Here is a 17239-nt window from a genome sequence, read left to right as displayed (position 1 = left end):
GATAGGCTTGAAGGAGCAATCTACGTATGCTAAGAATGCTAAAACCCAACGCCATCACTCTTCATAAAACCAGGCCCCAGGTAGGGCAGGAGATCCAGGCGTGCATTGGCTGCAACGAATGCCTGCTGGCATGTCCGGCGGTCGCCGAACCAATCACCATCGACATGCTCAACCGCGAGACCCTCACGGGTCCCATTTCAGAGCCTGTCGCGCGCTTTACGCGTGCCTGCTACCAGTGTGGCGCCTGCGTCGCACCCTGCCCGGTGGGTCTTCACAGGGATGCAATGATGCTCTGGCTGAAAGTACGGCTTCTCAGCAGCATGGAAGAGATGTAAAAAGGCTAAAGTGAGTATGTATCAACGTAGAAGAGGAAATCACATATGAACAGACTAAGTGATGAGAAAGGCTATCCCTGGTTCTTTTTTGACACCGGACGGCCATGGGTAAAAACGTGGTTTGTCACCCTGATCCTGATCCTTGTCTTTATTTTGAGCCTCTTTATCTATGCTCACTTTAGCCAGGATCTATCGCCCGATAGCCTGGCCGGTTACACCTACGCTATCGTGGGTAGCGGCTTCATGTTGCTGGCAACGTTTCTCTATACCCGTGCCCGCCGCCAGCGCCAGCGCCGCATCGGGCATCTCAACGCGTCCCTGAACTGGCATATCAGCTTTGGCGTCCTGGCCATCGTGATCCTGCTGCTCCATTCATTCGGCAACTTCAATCCTCGCACCGGCACCTACGCCCTCGAAGGCATGATCGCCCTGGTCATCAGTGGCTTCATCGGACGAATGATTGACCGCTTTGCGCCGAGACAGATTACCAAAGAGGTCAAAAAGGCCCTGACCGAATACGGGGATGATCGTATTGAAGATATCTCGCGCAACGTCCAGGAGATCGTCACCCACAACACGCAAGATCTGCGCACGTTCAAGCCGCAGGGAAAAACGACCCGAGCCCTGAATGGGCAGGCGGCCCAGGTCGTCACCCCCGATCCGGTCAGCCTGGGGGGAACCGCGCTACCCAGTTCCTGGGACATCGCATACATCTCCCTGGAAGAGACTCCGCAGGAGGTCAGCCGCAACAGCCAGCAATATCGTTTTGTGCCGGATAAAAGGAGTGCATTGGCAACGCCCGGCGCCTTGATCCCTGGCTATAACGAGCAGATGGAAGAGCTACAGACCGTTCAGCATGCGCTGCAGCGCGAGCAATTCTATCGCGCCCTGATCCGCTATTGGCGTATTTTCCACGTGCTACTGGTCCTGCTCACCCTCGCACTTACCATCTGGCACCTGGTTTACGCGGGACAGCTGCTCATCCCACTGCTGTTCAAGCATTAAAGATTAGTAAAACCGCGCCCTACTCTTGCACGTATTACCAATAGAGCGTTTAGCAGGAGGAAAAAGATATGCTACAACAATCGGCAGAACAGCAGCAATATCCCGGTGATCAGTTAGCCCGGAAGCTGGCTCATCCCAGGCGGTTAGACATTTTCTTACATGGATTCAAAACAGCCAGGTTGATCAAGGCGTTAATGGTAGACAGCAGGGTTTCCGTATTCAAAAAAGTACTTTTTGTGGGATCTATCGCAGCCATTGTGGTCATATTGCTCTTCCCGGACGCGATTAATGAAACCATCTTGAGCACGGTACTACCACTGGTGGGAACGGTTCTGGGAGTGCCGCTGGATGCGGGCTTCGACTGGATCGCCTTTACACTGGTAGCAGTCAATCTGTTACGCTACTTCCCATCCGATATCGTTGCTGAACATTACAGTCGCATCTTTAATAAATAGAGACAGGCGCGTTCAGACAAAACAAGCAAAAAAATAACCACCCATCCCCCACGTCACGAGACCACACATAAAGCCACCACCCGGCGGCTACGGTCAGCGATGCTGGGGGATTGTAGTTTTCCAGTTCTGAACCGCATCCATGCGTTCATCAAGAGATAAGAGAGAACAAAGCCCCGCTGCAGCAAATCATCTCTAACAGAAATATAGATATACATCTATATATTGTTCGCTCCATCACCACGGCAATTAAAGTGGGAACGAGAGATTTGCTCCAGGCTACAATTAAAAAGTCATTGGCACATCTTGATGGCAGATAGAGAACGCTAATTGATTGGCGCGGTAAACTTATCGTTGGCGTTGGTTGGCCGGAATTTCTTGCCATCATTGATGAACACCGAGACTTGATCCTGATTCGACAGATGGACGTGAACAATCATATCAGGTTTGCTATCGCCATTGAGATCCTTGAAATCGACCGTTACAGGCGCCAGATCAACATTATCACTACTCATCAAATTCACAACATAGCTGACCGACTTGCCCGGCCCGGTATCACCTCCCATCATCTCCATCACGACCGCTTGATGATTATAATTGATCGCGATAAAGTGACTTTTATGCTGGGGACTATCATCGTGTCCAACGACAGCATCGGTCTGATAGGTACGAGGATAACCATATTTAAAATCATTGTAGCGCGCGATCCCCCACGAAAGAGCCGTGCTACCCAGGACCCAGAGGACCAGCATCGCGACCATACCAACGCCGGCGGGCAAGAGCCAGTGTACACGGCGAGCCGGTTTCTCCTTTACAGGCGGCTTCGACGCAGTTCTGGTATTCTTCGTGGTGTTAGTACTCCTCGTGCTGGTGCCTCTCGCGCCCGCCGTCGTATACACCTGGGAAGAAGGGGGCTGCATGGGCAGGCGTGGCTGCCGACCGGTATGCCCAGTTGAACGCATTTGAGGCGGCAGGTCCTTCGTCATTCCCTGACGCCTGGGCGGAATCGCAGAGGTTCCCATCCCTACTTGCGTATTTGGATAACGGGGAGGCTGCGTATTCGTAAAACGCACAACGCTAGAGCTAGAACGAGGTGGGTCGATCATTCCTTCATCAAAACGATATCCATCGGTATGAGGCGACGTATTGGCGCCGCTCATGGGCCGTTGGTACATCGATGAGGGATGTGGATTCTGACTGCCAGTCATTCCTCTTGCACGTCTTCGCGACGCGGATTGTTCACCATCGGCGGCCATTAGTAATCCTTTCTCTCTCTGTATGGCTTACTTGCCAACAATACAGGAAGATATTACAGTTTAGCGTTAAAACTGTATCGAAAGCTATCATACTATCAGAGTGCTCTCAGTGTCAAATATTGTTGTTCCAACATATAACAAAAAAACTCGCGGTGTGCCAGCCTTTGATCGATAAAGATCGATTTATTTACCTCTCGCGCCGCCTGCGGCGGCACGAGGGGAGGAAGAAGGGTGCCGGGGGCACAGCCCCCGGGCCCCCAGTCAAGGGGCTCGCCGCCCCTTGCATCCCCGCCCCATAGGTGCCGGGCTTGCCCCGGCTTTGGGTTTGCCCCGGCTTAGCTCGCCGCCTGCCAGGGTGCCGAGTTCTTCCTGCCGGGGAAGCGGGGGACACCCCTCGTACCCCGGCAGGTGGACTGGCCATCCTCCTGCATCTTCTGCTCCTGGAGAGGGGAACCCTTTGCATCCCCGCCCTGTTGGTATACTTGCACTTCATTTTAAACTACTACATGTCTTACGTATAAATGGCCCGATGGGTGACAAATGTGGGGCTTTGCGAGTAGAGTATGATGAAAATAGGGATGTGTATGGCGGAGGGGGAGGAGATGCAACATGGAGATGGCTGATGAGCATGCTGCTGCGATCGAGCAAGAGCGCCAGCGCATCAGCCGTGAATTGCACGATAGTGTGGTCCAGCAGATCGCCTTCGCGCTCTACAAGCTGGAATTTATCCAGCGACTGATTGAGCAGCAGCAATTTCAGGCCATCAGTCAGGACATCCAGCAGGTCGCAACGATATTGGAGCAAAGTTTACAAGAGCTTCGAGCCAGCATCAATGCCCTGCGTCCCCCGCAGATCGAGCAATCTAGCATACAGGCCGCGATTGCTAGCCAGCTCAGTCAGTACAGTGCTGATCATACTGGCCTCGTCATTCACCAGCATCTACCAGCCATTGAACGCATACCAGAACATCTGCAAGCACCCATCTTTCGTCTGCTGCAGGAAGCTCTATCTAATATTCACCAGCACGCGCAAGCCAGCGAAATATGGATCACCATAGACATTCAAAATCATGTGCTGCTTACAACAATCAGAGACAATGGGATCGGATTTCTGATGCCAGAGCAAGAGACGGGCGGCCAGGGACCGGAGGCACATTCTCAGCGTCACCTGGGCCTGCACACCATGCGCGAACGCGTGCAGGAGGTGGGGGGCAGCTGGCAGCTACACAGTCAACCAGGATCCGGAACTATCATCACAGCCAGCTTTCCACTCCCCGATGGAGACACGACCGCTTAGCCCTCTTCATCCGGTAACAGACCCTGGCGCAGCGCGAAGATAGCCACCTGGGTGCGATCACGCAGATGCAGCTTCTGGAAGATGATCGAAAGATAATTCTTGACCGTCTTTTCTGAATAAGCCAGGCGTTCAGCGATCTCCTTATTGCTCATGCCGGCGGCCAGGTAACGAATAATCTCGACCTCCTTCTCCGATAGCTGAGCCACATGCTGACCCGTGGGAGTGGTTATCGCCTCTGGCTGGCGGCGCAATTCATTCACCAACACACCGGTCAAGGAAGGAGAGATAGCCACACCGCCCGCATGGACGGTACGAATCGCCTGAGCCACCTCGCGGGCCGTCGCGCTCTTCAAAATATAGCCACGCGCCCCATTGCGCATCGCCTCCACAATCTGCTGATTCTGACGATGCATAGTCAGCATAATCACCGCCACATCCGGAAACTGCTGGGTCACCTGACGCGTAATAGCGATACCATCCACCACGGGCAAATTAATATCCATCAACACCACATCTGGATGGACCTGACGAATCTTCTCCAGGGCCGAAAAACCATCCACCGCGTCACCCACCACCTCAATATCATCTTCCAGGGAGAAGAGCTGACTCAACCCCTCACGGATCAACGCATGATCATCCACAATCAGCACGCGCACCTGGGTTGTAGGCTGACCCGCCGTTATATTGCGACTATCAGCAACGCCGGTTGCCAGCCGTTGTTTTTCATTATCAGTTAAAAGTGTAGGAGAAAGAGTCAGCGACTCCGTAGCCACAGTCGTATGCAAATGATGATCATCGGTATCGGGATAGTGCATAAAAAGACTCCTTCCAACCAGAGCAGCCAAACGGCAAAGTGATTGTGAAAGTCGCATCCTCACAGATTACAAACATGCCAGGTTGCTTCATATACTTTCATATTCCCAGTATAGCCATTAAACAAATGGGGATTTTATCTCACGAATCAGCCTACAAGCGTCAAACTATGATAAATGGGCGCGCATAGTCGCCAGTTGGCGAGCATGCTGGCGATCATGTAACGGTAGCATATTCACAAGTTGATAGAACTTTCGAGAGCCCCACGAGGCAAAAACAAAGGGACGCTCCCAATTGGAGAGGGGGGCCTGCGATAGATAGGAAAGGAGCTCGGAGCGACGGTCAGACATCTCGGCCAGCACCGACTCTAAAGAAAGGACGGCATCTCCCAGCTCTGTCTCAACGGGAAGGAGTTGAAGCAAAGTATCAAAGTGGGGATTATCTTCGGACTGAATGCGCTGCAACTGCTGCAAGGCCACGACTTCTATCGTAGCCAGGTGATGGGCAATCAACAGGGGAGACTCACCCTCGGCAGTCAGGGAGCGGGACAAATCCTCTGGCTGAAACGCGGCCAACTGGCTCATAAACTCGATACGAGCCATAACCAGCCGACGTCGAACTTTCACAAATGGACTCTCAATCCCCGCCATATTGCCTCCCCGCTATGGTGTTATATATCTTCCTGTGGCTTCACCAGTCGATCGTAGAGACTATCCAATTCATCCTGATTATTAAAATGGAGGACCAGCCTGCCTTTCCCTCTGGCATTGCATTTCAGATCGACCTTCACCATCAAGGCCTCACGGAAATGCTCCTCCAGACTGGTCAGTTCGGGAGAGCGCAGGGGGCCGGAATTAGCCTGCTCGATAGCTCCCTCAAGATCTTCAGCGTTCTTAATACGCGTCGCCAGTTCTTCCGCCTGGCGTACATTCAGACGTAGAGCAATAATCTGCTCCATAGCCTGGATCTGGGCCTCTTCGCTCTCAATGTTGATCAGGGCGCGCGCATGGCCGGCCGTGAAGTTCTCAACCTGATTCACCAGCATCTCACGAACGCGTGGAGCAAGCTGCAACAAGCGCAACGCGTTGGTAACCGTCACCCGGTCCTTACCCACCTGGCGCGCTACCGACTCCTGAGTCAGACCGAACTCCTGTACCAGCGCCTGGTAGGCCAGAGCCTCTTCAATGGGATTGAGATCTGAGCGCTGAATATTTTCAATCAGGGCCAGTTCAAGCATCTCCAGGGGGGAAACATCCTTGATGACCACCGGAACGCTGGTCAATCCAGCCAGTTTGGACGCGCGCCAGCGACGCTCACCAGCGATGATCTGATACTGCACCACGGGGGCAGCAGTAACTGCAGAGGAAGAGGAAGAGCCAAACCAATCATTTTCGGCCTGGGCTGACTGCGCCTTATTGGCTCCGTCCAGCCGCGTCACCACGATCGGCTGAATCAAACCATGCTCTTTAATGGAGTCTCGCAACTCAAATAACAGGGGATCGTCATCACGGAACGTGCGCCGTGGCTGACGCGGATTGGGGATAATGCTATCAATAGGAACCAGAGGCAGAGTATCGGCAGGAACTCTAGCCGGTTGTTGGGCGGACATCACATCGGAAGCGCCAGAGATTAACGCATCCAGACCACGTCCCAGCCCGGATTTTGGTTTAGCCACGAGCCATTACCTCCTCGGCAAGTGCGCGATACGCCAGGCCCCCAGGGGAAGTAGGATCGTAATCCAGGATCGCCTGGCCGAAGCTAGGAGCCTCACTTAGGCGAACATTTCGATTAATAATTGTTTGAAACACTTCCTGTGGGAAATGACTGCGTACCTCGCGCACAATATCGGCCGCCAGCCGTGTACGTGAGTCAAACATCGTCAGGATCACACCAACAATATACAGTTTTGAATTCAGCTTTGACTTCACGATATTTACGGTATTCAAGAGCTGGCTTAACCCCTCCAGCGCCAGGTATTCACACTGAATAGGAATAATGATACCATCAGCGGCCACCAGAGCGTTCACCGTCAACAGACCAAGGGAGGGAGGACAATCGATAATAACGTAATCGCAGCGCTCGCGAATAGGCTCCAGAATCTGGCGCAGGCGATGTTCACGAGCGATCGCGCCAACCAGTTCAACCTCGGCCGCGGCCAGATCAACGGTACAGGGGGCCACCACCAGCTCCCGACGCGAAGTTGGAACAATCACATCAAATATAGAAATTTCATCATTCTCTTGTACAAGCAAATCATAGATTGTATGTGTTCGCTTATTTTTCAACACGCCAATCCCACTCGAGGCGTTGGCCTGCGGGTCCATATCAACCAGCAATACCCTGCGCCCGGCGGCAGCCAGGTACGTAGCCAGGTTGATAGCCGAAGTTGTCTTGCCGACCCCGCCTTTTTGGTTCGTAATTGCGTACACTTTTGACACCGGATGCGACCATACCTTTCCTCTTCCATGCCGAAGACCATAAAGCTCCGCTTCAGGCACATTGTAACAAATGTATCAGAGAGAAGCAACATGACTTATCACAATAGTGTGATTGTCTCTATTTGAGCGCGCAACTGCCTATGTGGGCGAAAGGCGTATCGGTATTATCAGACATGCAGATAAAGTGATAAGTAGAATAATACCGGCTACAATAAACACTATAATGGAGAGATAAAAAGAATTTACACAGCAACAGATAGGGTTCAGCTATACTAGTATGAACCCTTATGGATGCTCAGAGTATCTATAAAAATTACAATGTTACGCGATTACCGCCCGCGGGCATAGTAAAACGCAGGAAGCCACCACCGGCCAGGCGCGTACAGACGACCGCGATTGTGTAAAAGACAAACAAAAAGACGGCGGTACGCAGTTCATAGAACAGGTAGCCGGTCAGGGTCAGATGGCTGGCGCCGCGCGCGAACAGTCGCAGCAAGGCGGGGCCCTGCTGTACCTCAAACATTGTTAAGGGCAAGCCACAACACAGGCTAATGATGATATCCAGTCCCAGGCAGATAGCGGCGATACGTGGTCCCAGGAGCCAGAAACGCTTGCTGAGTCGCTCTCGCTTCGTTGAGGTCATGCGGCGCGCCGCCCACACTGGTGGTAGAATATACTGGAACACTAAAAACAGTAAGGGGACCGCGACAAACATCCAATCGGGAAAGACAGCGGGGGTAATTAGCGCTCCGAGCCTACCGATGGCATAGATAATAACCCCTTCAATGATGCCGCGTCGGTAGCTCACTTTGTTGAATAACATAAAGACAAACCTGATTTCGTCTTAGGAAAGTTGATAGAAAAACAAGGGACCTGTCATTGTCGATATCCGATAAAGAGGAGATCAGTGACAACCACAGGAGCCGCCACCACAGCCACAGCCGCCTGTCGCGGGTGCATCGTCAAATGAATAATCTTCGCCCGCCCCACGGGGGGCCGCGAAAACTGAGAGCAGCCGACGAACTTTTTCGCTATGGCATTTCGTACAAACAACGTCATCAGCATGCTTGTGGCTGACGAGGAGCTCAAATCTGGATTTGCAATCTGCGCAGTAATACTCGAACAATGGCATTAAGGGACTCCTCCTAAATATATATGGAAAGTGTTGTATGTCAACAGATATTGTAGTGTCTGGCTTTGACTGCGTCAAGTCAGCTATAATGTGGTCCAGGACTTTTTCCATGATTTGGTGCCGCCTGCGGTGGCACCAAATTATGAGGAGATAGGCAGGGGACACCCCTGCAACCCCGGCAGGAGGGCTAGCCGCCCTCCTGCACCTCCGCTTTGCGAGCACAGAGGGTAGGCGAGGACTTGAGCGGGTTGGAAGCATGCTCGCCCATACCCCGGCAGGGAGTTTAGTATGCCCACGGCATGCTCGCCCTGCACTCCTTAAGTTGACGCCAATGGGGGACTTTGAGTATGCTCCCGACATGCTCTCCCTGCACTCCGGCAGGAGGGTTCGCCGCCCTCCTGCATCTCCGGCTGAGAAGCGGGGAGACGAGTTGCGGGTTGGGATACAATATGTGCCAGTTATAGATGATAGATTATCGCTATTTGATAGATTATTGAGGAGAGGGAAGAGAACATTATGGCCCTGACAATAGGAATTATTGGCTTGCCACAGAGTGGTAAGACGAGTTTGTTTAACGCTCTGACACAGGCGGGGGCGCCGATCAGCGGGTACGCGACCAGCACGGTGCAGGCGAATGTGGGCGTGGTTCAAGTTCCAGATGCACGCTTGCAGCCGCTGGCCGAGATCTTTCAGCCGAAGAAGGTGACGCCGACGACGGTTGAGTTCGTGGACGTGGCCGGTATGGGACAGGCATCACAGGCGGGCAAGGATAAAAAGGAAGGGTTGAGCGCCGAATTTCTGGGCCACATTCGTAATGCGGATGCGCTAGCGATCGTGCTGCGCAGCTTTGCCAACGATAATGTGCCCCATATCAATGAGACGATCGATCCGTATCGCGACCTGGAGACCCTGAACGCCGAGCTGATGATCACCGATCTGGCCTCAGTGGAGCGACGTATCGAGCGTACATCACGCGCCGCCAAGTCTGGCGATAAAAAGTATCAGCAGGAACTGGAGATTCTGCGCCGCTTCCAGTCAGCGCTGGAGGAGTTCAAGCTGGTCAAGGATCTGGAACTGGGACAGCAGGAGCATGCTCTGCTCAAAGAGCTGTTCCTGTTGACGATGAAGCCACGCATGTATGTGCTCAACGTCAGCGAAGGAGTGCTGGGCGAAGCCAATGAACTGCTGGACAAGATCAACGCTGGAGAGAGCGTCGATGATGAGAGCCTGAGCCCAGAGCTAAAGGGGATCGCGCGCGTGGCCCGGCAGGCAAAGAGCGAGGGATCAGAGGTCGCTGCCGTCTCGGCTAGTCTTGAGGCGGAGCTGTCAGAGTTGCCGGAAGAGGATGCGCGGGAATATCTGGAATCACTGGGACTGCCCAAACTGGGCGCCGATCGCGTCATTCAGGTTGGCTATCGCCTGCTGAACCTGATCACCTTCCTGACCGCTGGCGAAGATGAAGTGCGCGCCTGGACCGTCACACAGGGAGCCAAAGCGCCAGAGGCGGCCGGCAAGATCCACTCGGACATCGAGCGTGGCTTTATTCGCGCCGAGGTGGTACACTTCAACGACTTCATCGAATGCGGATCGTTCGCCGCCGCTACCAAGAAAGGTGTGCTACGCCTTGAGGGTAAAGAATACGTCATTAAAGACGGCGATATCGCCCACTTCCGCTTCAACGTCGGCAAATAAGTTCTGGATATGATAAAAAGTGGGGAGCCGTCGCGCGACGGCTCCCCACTTTTTATCATGCTTATTCGTGCTGTTTGATCAGCTTATCTACCAAATTCCCTATCTCATGCCACAGGTGGTGTTGATAGTCCAGCATACGTGACTGGTTAAGATCAAACTCGCGGTTAGAGGCATCTTTTTTCGCGTTTTCGGCGAACTGCTGGGAAAGGGCGTGCGTCTTATCGCCGCGTCCGTGCAGGTAAACGCCCAGCTCGCGTAGATCATTTAAAAGTGCCTGATATTTTTCTTCACTGGTAGGCATACTATATTTACTCCTGAATGTAGCCCGGTCATCAATAATTGCTATCAATATTCAACACCCGGCTTCAGGCTTCGTCAAGTCTTAAGGCGTCCGCGAAGCGGTTGAAAAAGTTGAAGATGCCGATGACGGTGGTCAATTCGACGATCTCGCCATCGTCAAAGTGGGATTGCAATTCATCCCACAGATTTTCATCCACATCACGAGCACTGGTAGTGACAATTTCCGCGTAACGCAGCGCGACCAGCTCGCGATCCGTAAACAGGTGTCGATGCTGATCGATATGATAGAGGGCATCAAGCAGTGCCTCATCTAATCCCATCTGCCTTGCCAAGGCAGTGTGCGCGTTCTCTCAATAGAAGCAGGAGTTCACCTGAGAGACGCGGATGGCTAACAGCTCCTTGAGCTGCGGCTCCACAGTACCTCCGCGCATGGCAGCCTCCACCAGTTGCATGGAGCTCTGCATAATATCAGGTCGATGCGCCATAGTCTTAAACAGTGTAGTCATCGTCGAGCTACCACCAGTAGCATACTCGGGCAGCTGTACCGAGTCATCAGGTTGAATGCGTGGCATACACATCCTCCTCCCCAAATAAACAATGGAATAATATCATCCTTATTTTATTGGACAGACAATCTGCATGCAAGCCAGACCTGCACAAACTTTCGCACCTACGGTGCTCAGAAGTTTTTTGTGAGTTGGAGTGACAGGCGCTGGCGCGCCTGTCACTCCAACTCACAACATCAATGCGGTCACGCACGCGGACGCCCGTGCAGGGAATCTCACGTACCTCAATTAGAGGGGGATAAGACACTTTGTTGGAAAGAAATAGAAAGAGGAGGAAATAGGCACAAAAAAAGAAGCCAATTTGCTGGCTTCTCTCGAACACATATACAATATTAACATATTTTCGCCCAAAAATCAAGGCTGAAAGCGATCAGTTTGGCGAATTTGAGAATTCGCTGTGTTTTTGGGTGCGATGGGCGAAGATCTAATATCAATTTTCTTTAAGATTTGTTTATAATTTCCGTTTGACAGTGACACGGGCTCATGTTTACAATAAATCAGCGTGATACAAAGGAGAGCCGATCAGTGAATACAGAACATTCTCAGGAAGCAGCAATTATTGCTCGCACCCGGATTGGTATTATCGGGGGTGGCCAATTAGGTTTGATGATCAGTGAAGCGGCCCGTAAGCTGGGTTTTGCTTCAGTGGTAGTTCTGGACCCGACGCCTGCATGTCCGGCATCGGTGGTAGCGAAACAGATCGTGGGCAGTTTAAAGGATCCGGTGGCACTAAAGCAGCTGGCGGATCGTGCGGATATTCTGACTTATGAAATCGAGCATATCAATACGCAGGCGTTGCAAGATCTGCAAGCTGAGGGCGTAAAGATCTATCCTTCGCCGGAATTGCTGGCGATTATCCAGAATAAATTTGAGCAGAAGGAATTTCTAGCGCGACACGGCATCGCGGTGGCGCCCTACCGCTCGGTCTCTTCACGGAACGATATCGAGCAAGCGGCCCGTGAATGGGGCTATCCACTGGTCCTGAAGGCGAAGAAAGATGCCTACGATGGACGTGGCAACGCCCGCGTCAATGGTCCTGAGGACATCGAGAGCGCACGCACGAAGCTGGGCGATCGCGAGCTCTACGTGGAGAAGTGCATCGACCTGGATAAAGAACTCGGCATTATGATTGCCCGCAACGAACGTGGGGAGAGCGCCTCCTTCCCGGTTGTCGAGATGATCCACGAGCGCGACATCTGTCTGACGGTGCTGGCGCCTGCTCAGATACCGGACGAAGTGCAGGCCGAGGCGCGGAAGATGGCCAGCGAGAGCATTGATCGACTGGAAGGGATCGGCATCTTCGGAGTCGAGATGTTTCTAGATAAGCAGGGCAAACTATGGCTGAATGAGATCGCCCCACGCCCGCATAATTCGGGCCACTACACCATTGAAGCGTGCCAGACATCCCAGTTTGAGCAGCACCTGCGCGCCATCACCAACCTCTCACTGACCCCCACGACGATGCTCTATCCAGCGGCAGTGATGGAAAACATCCTGGGAGAGCGCAACGGACCCGCCGACGTACAGTGGTCCCGTGACTATGATCACGAGCATGTCTTCCCACATATTTATGGCAAGCGCGAAACCAAAATCGATCGCAAAATGGGGCATATCACCGTGGTCGGAGAGGACCTGGACAGGGTCTACAAGCAAGCGAAGGAGGCGAGGGCAACGCTCTCGATATAGCGAACATCATGTCAGACAATCAGCAACAGATACGCGCCGCGCTCAGCCAGGAGCATGGCGTCCTGGTCTCGCCCGAAGGGGTCGGCCCGGCGGCGCAAGGCGAGCCAAAGGTGTTGATCACGATGGGCAGCGATTCGGATCTTCCTTTGATGATGAAGGCGGTGGATACCTTACGCAACGAATTCGGCATCCCCTGCCTGGTGCAGATCAACTCGGTCCATCGCGATCTGCGCACCGTAGTCGAACATATCGATAATCTACCCTCATCCGTGCAGGTGATCATTGCCTGCGCAGGCGGCGCGGCCCATCTACCCGGCAACATCGCCGACCTGCGGGCGGATCTGCCGGTGATCGGCGTCCCTCGCGATCTTGGCGCGCTCAAAGGCATCGATGCCCTGCTCTCGATGGTGCAGATGCCCGAAGGTGCTCCAGTCGCCGTGATGGCCATCGGGGATGCTGGCGCGGTGAACGCGGCCATCCACGCCGCTAAAGAGCTGGCGATCGCAGATCCCACCATCAAAGAGCGGCTGCTGGCCTATGCCGAGAAGCGCAAGCGGCGCGTGGCCACGCAAAACCAGACTCTAGAAAACAAATTAAAGAATTTTGGCGCGTAGCGCGGTGGGGTTCACAGGGGCGACTAGCCCCTGTGGGGGTCCAGGGGTCTCCCCTGGCATCCTTTCTTTAGTGGTGCCGCCTGCGGCGGCACCACTAAAGAAAAAGGAATTTTGTGGGGGACACCCCCACGCCCCGGCAGGAGGGCCTCGCCGGCCCTCCTGCACCTCCCGCTTTATATAGATCCAGACATATGGGTGAGCGCAGGGTCCGAACCTATGATATAATGTGAGCAACACGTTGTAGAACACTAGTTTCATATCGGAGATATATATGGGGGACCGCCTCGTTTCACCCAATATCAGTGAAGAGGAACAGCTGATTGAAGGCAGCCTGCGCCCTCGTCACCTGTCTGAATACGTCGGTCAAGAGAAGATTAAAGAAAACCTGAGCATCTTGTTGGAAGCTGCGCGTCGCCGCAATGAATCGGTGGATCACGTGTTGCTGTATGGTCCACCTGGATTGGGTAAGACGACGCTGTGTAATATTATCGCCGCCGAGATGGGCGTGAATCTACGTACCACTTCGGGTCCGGCGATTGAGCATGCAGGGGACCTGGCCTCAATCCTGACCTCACTGCAGCCGGGTGAGATCCTGTTTATCGATGAGATCCATCGCCTGGCACGCGCGGTAGAAGAGCGCCTCTATTCCGCGATGGAAGATTTTGCGCTGGATGTTATGATTGGTAAGGGTCCCAGTGCGCGATCGCTGCGCCTCAACCTGCCTCCCTTTACGGTAGTGGGCGCGACGACACGCGTCGGGTCGCTGACCGCTCCGTTGCGTGATCGCTTTGGTGCCATTTATCGTATGGAATATTATGATCAGGAGTCGCTCAAGCTGATCGTGGCACGTTCGGCACGCATCCTGAAGGTGGCCGCCGAAATGGACGGCATTGAAGAGATCGCCAGCCGCGCACGAGGTACCCCACGTATCGTTAACCGCCTGCTCAAGCGCGTGCGCGACTATGCGCAGGTCAAAGCCGATGGCGTGATTACGCGCGAGGTCGCCAAAGCGGCACTGGACGCGATGGAAGTAGATGAGATCGGCCTGGACCAGACCGACCGCAACATGCTATTGACCATCATCAACAAGTTCAATGGTGGGCCTGTGGGATTGGATACGCTGGCGGCAAGCACCAGCGAGGATTCAGAGACGATCGAGGATGTCTATGAGCCCTATCTGCTACAGTTAGGATTCATCGCACGCACACCACGCGGCCGTATCGCCATGCGGGCCGCGTATCAGCATCTAGGCCTGGCAGCACCGGGCGGAGAAAGTGGACAGACGCTGTGGACAACAACCTGAAGATAAGTGATTTTGATTACGATCTACCAATAGAATTAATCGCGCAGACCCCGATTGAGCCGCGAGACGCTTCGCGGCTCCTCGTTGTACGGCGCGAAGATAAAACATTTACGCATCGACATTTTCGAGATCTGGGCGAGTTTTTGCGGCCTGGCGATCTACTGATCGCCAACCAGAGCCGCGTCATCCCAGCGCGCCTGCTGGGCTACCGGCCACAGACAAACGGTTCCGCCGAGGTCCTGCTGCTGACCGAGCGTAATGAACTGGGTCCTGATCACTGGGAAGCCCTGGTGAGGCCAGGACGGCGGCTGCGTGAAGGGGCGATCATCCATTTTGGACCTCAGGACCAGCCTCCCCGCCTGATTGGTGAGATTCAGCAGCGCACCGAAGCTGGTGGGCGCATCGTGCACTTCACGGTCCCCGACCAGCAGGCCAATAGCGATGATCCCTATCAACTTCTCAGCGTACGCCAGCGCATCGATGAGATCGGTCGCATGCCTCTACCTCCCTATATTCATGAAACGCTGGAGGATCAAGAGCGCTATCAGACGGTCTACGCGCGTATCCAGGGCTCGGCGGCCGCTCCGACAGCTGGCCTGCACTTCACGCCGGAGCTATTGGATCACCTGCGCCAGCAGGGTGTACGCACCGGTTTTGTCACGCTGCACGTAGGATTAGACACGTTCCGACCGGTAGAGCACGAAAACGTCAGCGAACACAAAATGCACAGCGAAGAGATCGAGCTCGACGCCGAGACAGCGGTCCTGATCAACGAAACCAGACAGGCCGGTGGTCGAGTTGTCGCCGTGGGTACCACCTCGGTACGCGTACTTGAGAGCGTCGCCAGCATATACGACGGCGAGATCGCACCTTACAAAGGCAGCACCAGCCTCTTTATTACACCCGGCACCCCCTTCAGGGCCGTGGACGCCATGATCACCAACTTTCATCTACCCCGCTCAACCTTACTGCTGCTGGTCAGCGCCTTCATGGGGAAAGAACTGATGGAACAGGCCTATCAGGAAGCCATTAAAGAGCGCTATCGCTTCTTCAGCTTTGGAGATGCAATGCTGCTACTATAGCGCTCTGCTCTGGCGCACCCCAGGCGGGAGGTGCAGGAGGGCGGCCAGCCCTCCTGCACCCCTTAAGAAAGACTTTGCGGCACCTCCTCCTTAGAGCAAAAAGAATAGGGGACTTTGCGGCACCCCACCTTGACGCTACAATCATAGAGGTGTCAAAATAGTACATGTGAAATCACAGCAATAATTTGAGAAGAGAAGGATTGCCTTTTCTTCCCCTACTTTATGCCCTGCTGACCTCATTCCGCCAGGCAGCGCATATGTTTGAATGATATACCTTCAGGTAGGAATATAAGGATAAAAAATTTATGCGTGACATTACTATTTTCAGTGGCAGCGCTCATCAAGAACTGGCCCGGGAGATCAGTGAATATCTGGGCCTGCAGCTCTCGCCAACCCACATTCAACATTTCAGCAATGACTGTCTTTATGTTCAAATGAATGAAAACTGCCGCGAGAGTGATGTCTACCTGGTCCAACCCCTGGTAACTCCGGTTCAAGAAAACCTGATGGAGTTGTTATTCATGCTGGACGCGGCCCGTGGTGCCTCCGCAGCCCGCCTGACAGCGGTCATCCCATACTATGCTTACGCGCGCTCGGACAAAAAGGACGCGCCCCGTATCTCGATCGCGGGCCGCCTGGTAGCGGATCTGCTGCAGACCGCCGGAGCCAATCGCATCATTACGGTAGCCCTGCACGCGCCGCAGGTGCACGGCTTTTTCAGCGTTCCCACCGACCACTTAAACGCGCTCAATGTGCTAGCCCAGCACTTCCGTTCCTACAACCTGACCAACGGCATCGTCGTCTCGCCCGACCTCGGCAACGCCAAGTCGGCGACGTACTTCTCGCGTCTCCTCAACATGCCGGTCGCAGCAGGCAGCAAGAAAAGGATCAGTGACGACAAGGTCGTTATCGATAGCATCGTCGGTGACGTAAGCGGGAAAGACGTCATCATCATTGACGACGAGATCGCCAATGGTGGAACCATCGTCGAGATCCTGCAGCACGTACGCGAGCGCGGCGTCGGCCGTATCTTCGTCGCCTGCACCCATGGTCTCTTCACTGGTAAAGCCATCGAGCGCCTCAAGAGCCAGCCCGACATCGAAGAGATCGTCACCACCAACACGGTACCCATACCTGTCGAAAAGCGCCTCCCCAACATGACCGTTCTCTCGCTGGCCCCCCTGATCGCCGAAACGATCCGCCGCAACCACAACGGAGAATCCGTCAGCAGCCTGTTCGACACCATCTAACCCCATCATAAAGCAGGGA

Annotated in this window: 20 protein-coding genes; 10 read left to right on the top strand and 10 right to left on the bottom strand. The window is 54.0% G+C overall.

Translation table 11 applies throughout. From position 1 onward, the window contains the following. Positions 1–26: 26 nt before the first annotated feature. The 3 genes from KTT_RS11190 (at position 27) to KTT_RS11180 (ending at position 1795) form a co-directional block, all read left to right on the top strand. On the top strand, positions 27–335 hold the full coding sequence (locus KTT_RS11190; RefSeq protein WP_126596054.1) for a 4Fe-4S dicluster domain-containing protein: 309 nt from the start codon (positions 27–29) through the stop codon (positions 333–335). Between the two features lie 45 nt (positions 336–380). Beyond that, entirely contained in the window at positions 381–1340 is a 960-nt protein-coding gene (locus KTT_RS11185) for a hypothetical protein (protein WP_126596053.1), read from the top strand. 68 nt (positions 1341–1408) lie between these two features. Next, on the top strand, positions 1409–1795 hold the full coding sequence (locus KTT_RS11180) for a hypothetical protein (RefSeq protein ID WP_126596052.1): 387 nt from the start codon (positions 1409–1411) through the stop codon (positions 1793–1795). Positions 1796–2118: 323 nt separating this feature from the next. On the opposite strand, the gene KTT_RS11175 is transcribed toward KTT_RS11180, so the two are convergent. Beyond that, positions 2119–3000, bottom strand: a complete 882-nt coding sequence (locus KTT_RS11175) for a hypothetical protein (protein WP_126596051.1) — start codon at positions 2998–3000, stop codon at positions 2119–2121. Between the two features lie 657 nt (positions 3001–3657). Between KTT_RS11175 and KTT_RS11170 the strand changes: the two genes are divergently transcribed. After that, positions 3658–4344 (top strand): sensor histidine kinase, encoded by a 687-nt coding sequence (locus tag KTT_RS11170; RefSeq protein WP_126596050.1) that lies wholly within the window; start codon positions 3658–3660, stop codon positions 4342–4344. Here KTT_RS11170 and KTT_RS11165 read toward each other — a convergent pair. From KTT_RS11165 to KTT_RS37655, 6 genes are all read right to left on the bottom strand, one after another. Next, positions 4341–5159 carry a response regulator gene (locus KTT_RS11165; protein WP_126596049.1) on the bottom strand — a complete coding sequence of 273 codons (819 nt, stop codon included), beginning with the start codon at positions 5157–5159 and terminating at the stop codon, positions 4341–4343. The genes KTT_RS11170 and KTT_RS11165 overlap by 4 nt on opposite strands. 165 nt (positions 5160–5324) lie before the next feature. Next, positions 5325–5807 carry a DinB family protein gene (locus tag KTT_RS11160; protein ID WP_126596048.1) on the bottom strand — a complete coding sequence of 161 codons (483 nt, stop codon included), beginning with the start codon at positions 5805–5807 and terminating at the stop codon, positions 5325–5327. A gap of 20 nt (positions 5808–5827) precedes the next feature. Continuing rightward, complete coding sequence (locus tag KTT_RS11155; RefSeq protein ID WP_126596047.1) at positions 5828–6832, bottom strand: ParB/RepB/Spo0J family partition protein; 1005 nt, start codon at positions 6830–6832, stop codon at positions 5828–5830. Further along, positions 6825–7595, bottom strand: coding sequence for a ParA family protein (locus tag KTT_RS11150; RefSeq protein ID WP_126596046.1), 771 nt, complete (start codon positions 7593–7595; stop codon positions 6825–6827). The genes KTT_RS11155 and KTT_RS11150 overlap by 8 nt, the downstream gene beginning before the upstream one ends. A gap of 313 nt (positions 7596–7908) precedes the next feature. Beyond that, positions 7909–8418 carry a hypothetical protein gene (locus KTT_RS11145; RefSeq protein ID WP_126596045.1) on the bottom strand — a complete coding sequence of 170 codons (510 nt, stop codon included), beginning with the start codon at positions 8416–8418 and terminating at the stop codon, positions 7909–7911. Positions 8419–8499: 81 nt separating this feature from the next. After that, positions 8500–8727 carry an FmdB family zinc ribbon protein gene (locus KTT_RS37655; RefSeq protein WP_160145798.1) on the bottom strand — a complete coding sequence of 76 codons (228 nt, stop codon included), beginning with the start codon at positions 8725–8727 and terminating at the stop codon, positions 8500–8502. A gap of 516 nt (positions 8728–9243) precedes the next feature. Here KTT_RS37655 and ychF point away from each other — a divergent pair. Continuing rightward, positions 9244–10419 (top strand): redox-regulated ATPase YchF, encoded by a 1176-nt coding sequence (gene ychF / locus KTT_RS11135; protein WP_126596043.1) that lies wholly within the window; start codon positions 9244–9246, stop codon positions 10417–10419. Between the two features lie 61 nt (positions 10420–10480). Here the strand turns inward: ychF and KTT_RS11130 are convergent, their stop codons facing one another. The 3 genes from KTT_RS11130 to KTT_RS11120 form a co-directional block, all read right to left on the bottom strand. Next, the gene (locus tag KTT_RS11130; protein ID WP_126596042.1) at positions 10481–10720 is read right to left on the bottom strand and encodes a hypothetical protein; all 240 of its coding nucleotides are present in this window, start codon (positions 10718–10720) and stop codon (positions 10481–10483) included. 64 nt (positions 10721–10784) lie between these two features. Continuing rightward, positions 10785–11039, bottom strand: a complete 255-nt coding sequence (locus KTT_RS11125; protein WP_126596041.1) for a carboxymuconolactone decarboxylase family protein — start codon at positions 11037–11039, stop codon at positions 10785–10787. Between the two features lie 30 nt (positions 11040–11069). Continuing rightward, positions 11070–11291 (bottom strand): carboxymuconolactone decarboxylase family protein, encoded by a 222-nt coding sequence (locus tag KTT_RS11120; protein WP_160145797.1) that lies wholly within the window; start codon positions 11289–11291, stop codon positions 11070–11072. Positions 11292–11810: 519 nt separating this feature from the next. On the opposite strand from KTT_RS11120, the gene purK reads away from it, so the two are divergent. The 5 genes from purK (at position 11811) to KTT_RS11095 (ending at position 17220) form a co-directional block, all read left to right on the top strand. Further along, the gene (gene purK, locus KTT_RS11115; protein ID WP_218030870.1) at positions 11811–12971 is read left to right on the top strand and encodes a 5-(carboxyamino)imidazole ribonucleotide synthase; all 1161 of its coding nucleotides are present in this window, start codon (positions 11811–11813) and stop codon (positions 12969–12971) included. An 8-nt stretch (positions 12972–12979) separates the two neighbouring features. Further along, positions 12980–13585: a 5-(carboxyamino)imidazole ribonucleotide mutase gene (locus KTT_RS11110; RefSeq protein WP_126596038.1), complete on the top strand. Its 606-nt coding sequence runs from the start codon at positions 12980–12982 to the stop codon at positions 13583–13585. A 271-nt stretch (positions 13586–13856) separates the two neighbouring features. After that, complete coding sequence (gene ruvB, locus KTT_RS11105; RefSeq protein ID WP_126596037.1) at positions 13857–14888, top strand: Holliday junction branch migration DNA helicase RuvB; 1032 nt, start codon at positions 13857–13859, stop codon at positions 14886–14888. Further along, entirely contained in the window at positions 14885–15970 is a 1086-nt protein-coding gene (queA, locus tag KTT_RS11100) for a tRNA preQ1(34) S-adenosylmethionine ribosyltransferase-isomerase QueA (protein ID WP_126599544.1), read from the top strand. The genes ruvB and queA overlap by 4 nt, the downstream gene beginning before the upstream one ends. 305 nt (positions 15971–16275) lie before the next feature. Then, positions 16276–17220, top strand: a complete 945-nt coding sequence (locus KTT_RS11095) for a ribose-phosphate diphosphokinase (RefSeq protein WP_126596036.1) — start codon at positions 16276–16278, stop codon at positions 17218–17220. Positions 17221–17239: the final 19 nt, after the last annotated feature.

This window comes from Dictyobacter aurantiacus, assembly GCF_003967515.1.
Classification (GTDB): domain Bacteria; phylum Chloroflexota; class Ktedonobacteria; order Ktedonobacterales; family Ktedonobacteraceae; genus Dictyobacter; species Dictyobacter aurantiacus.
This window is presented reverse-complemented; position numbering and strand designations above follow the sequence as displayed.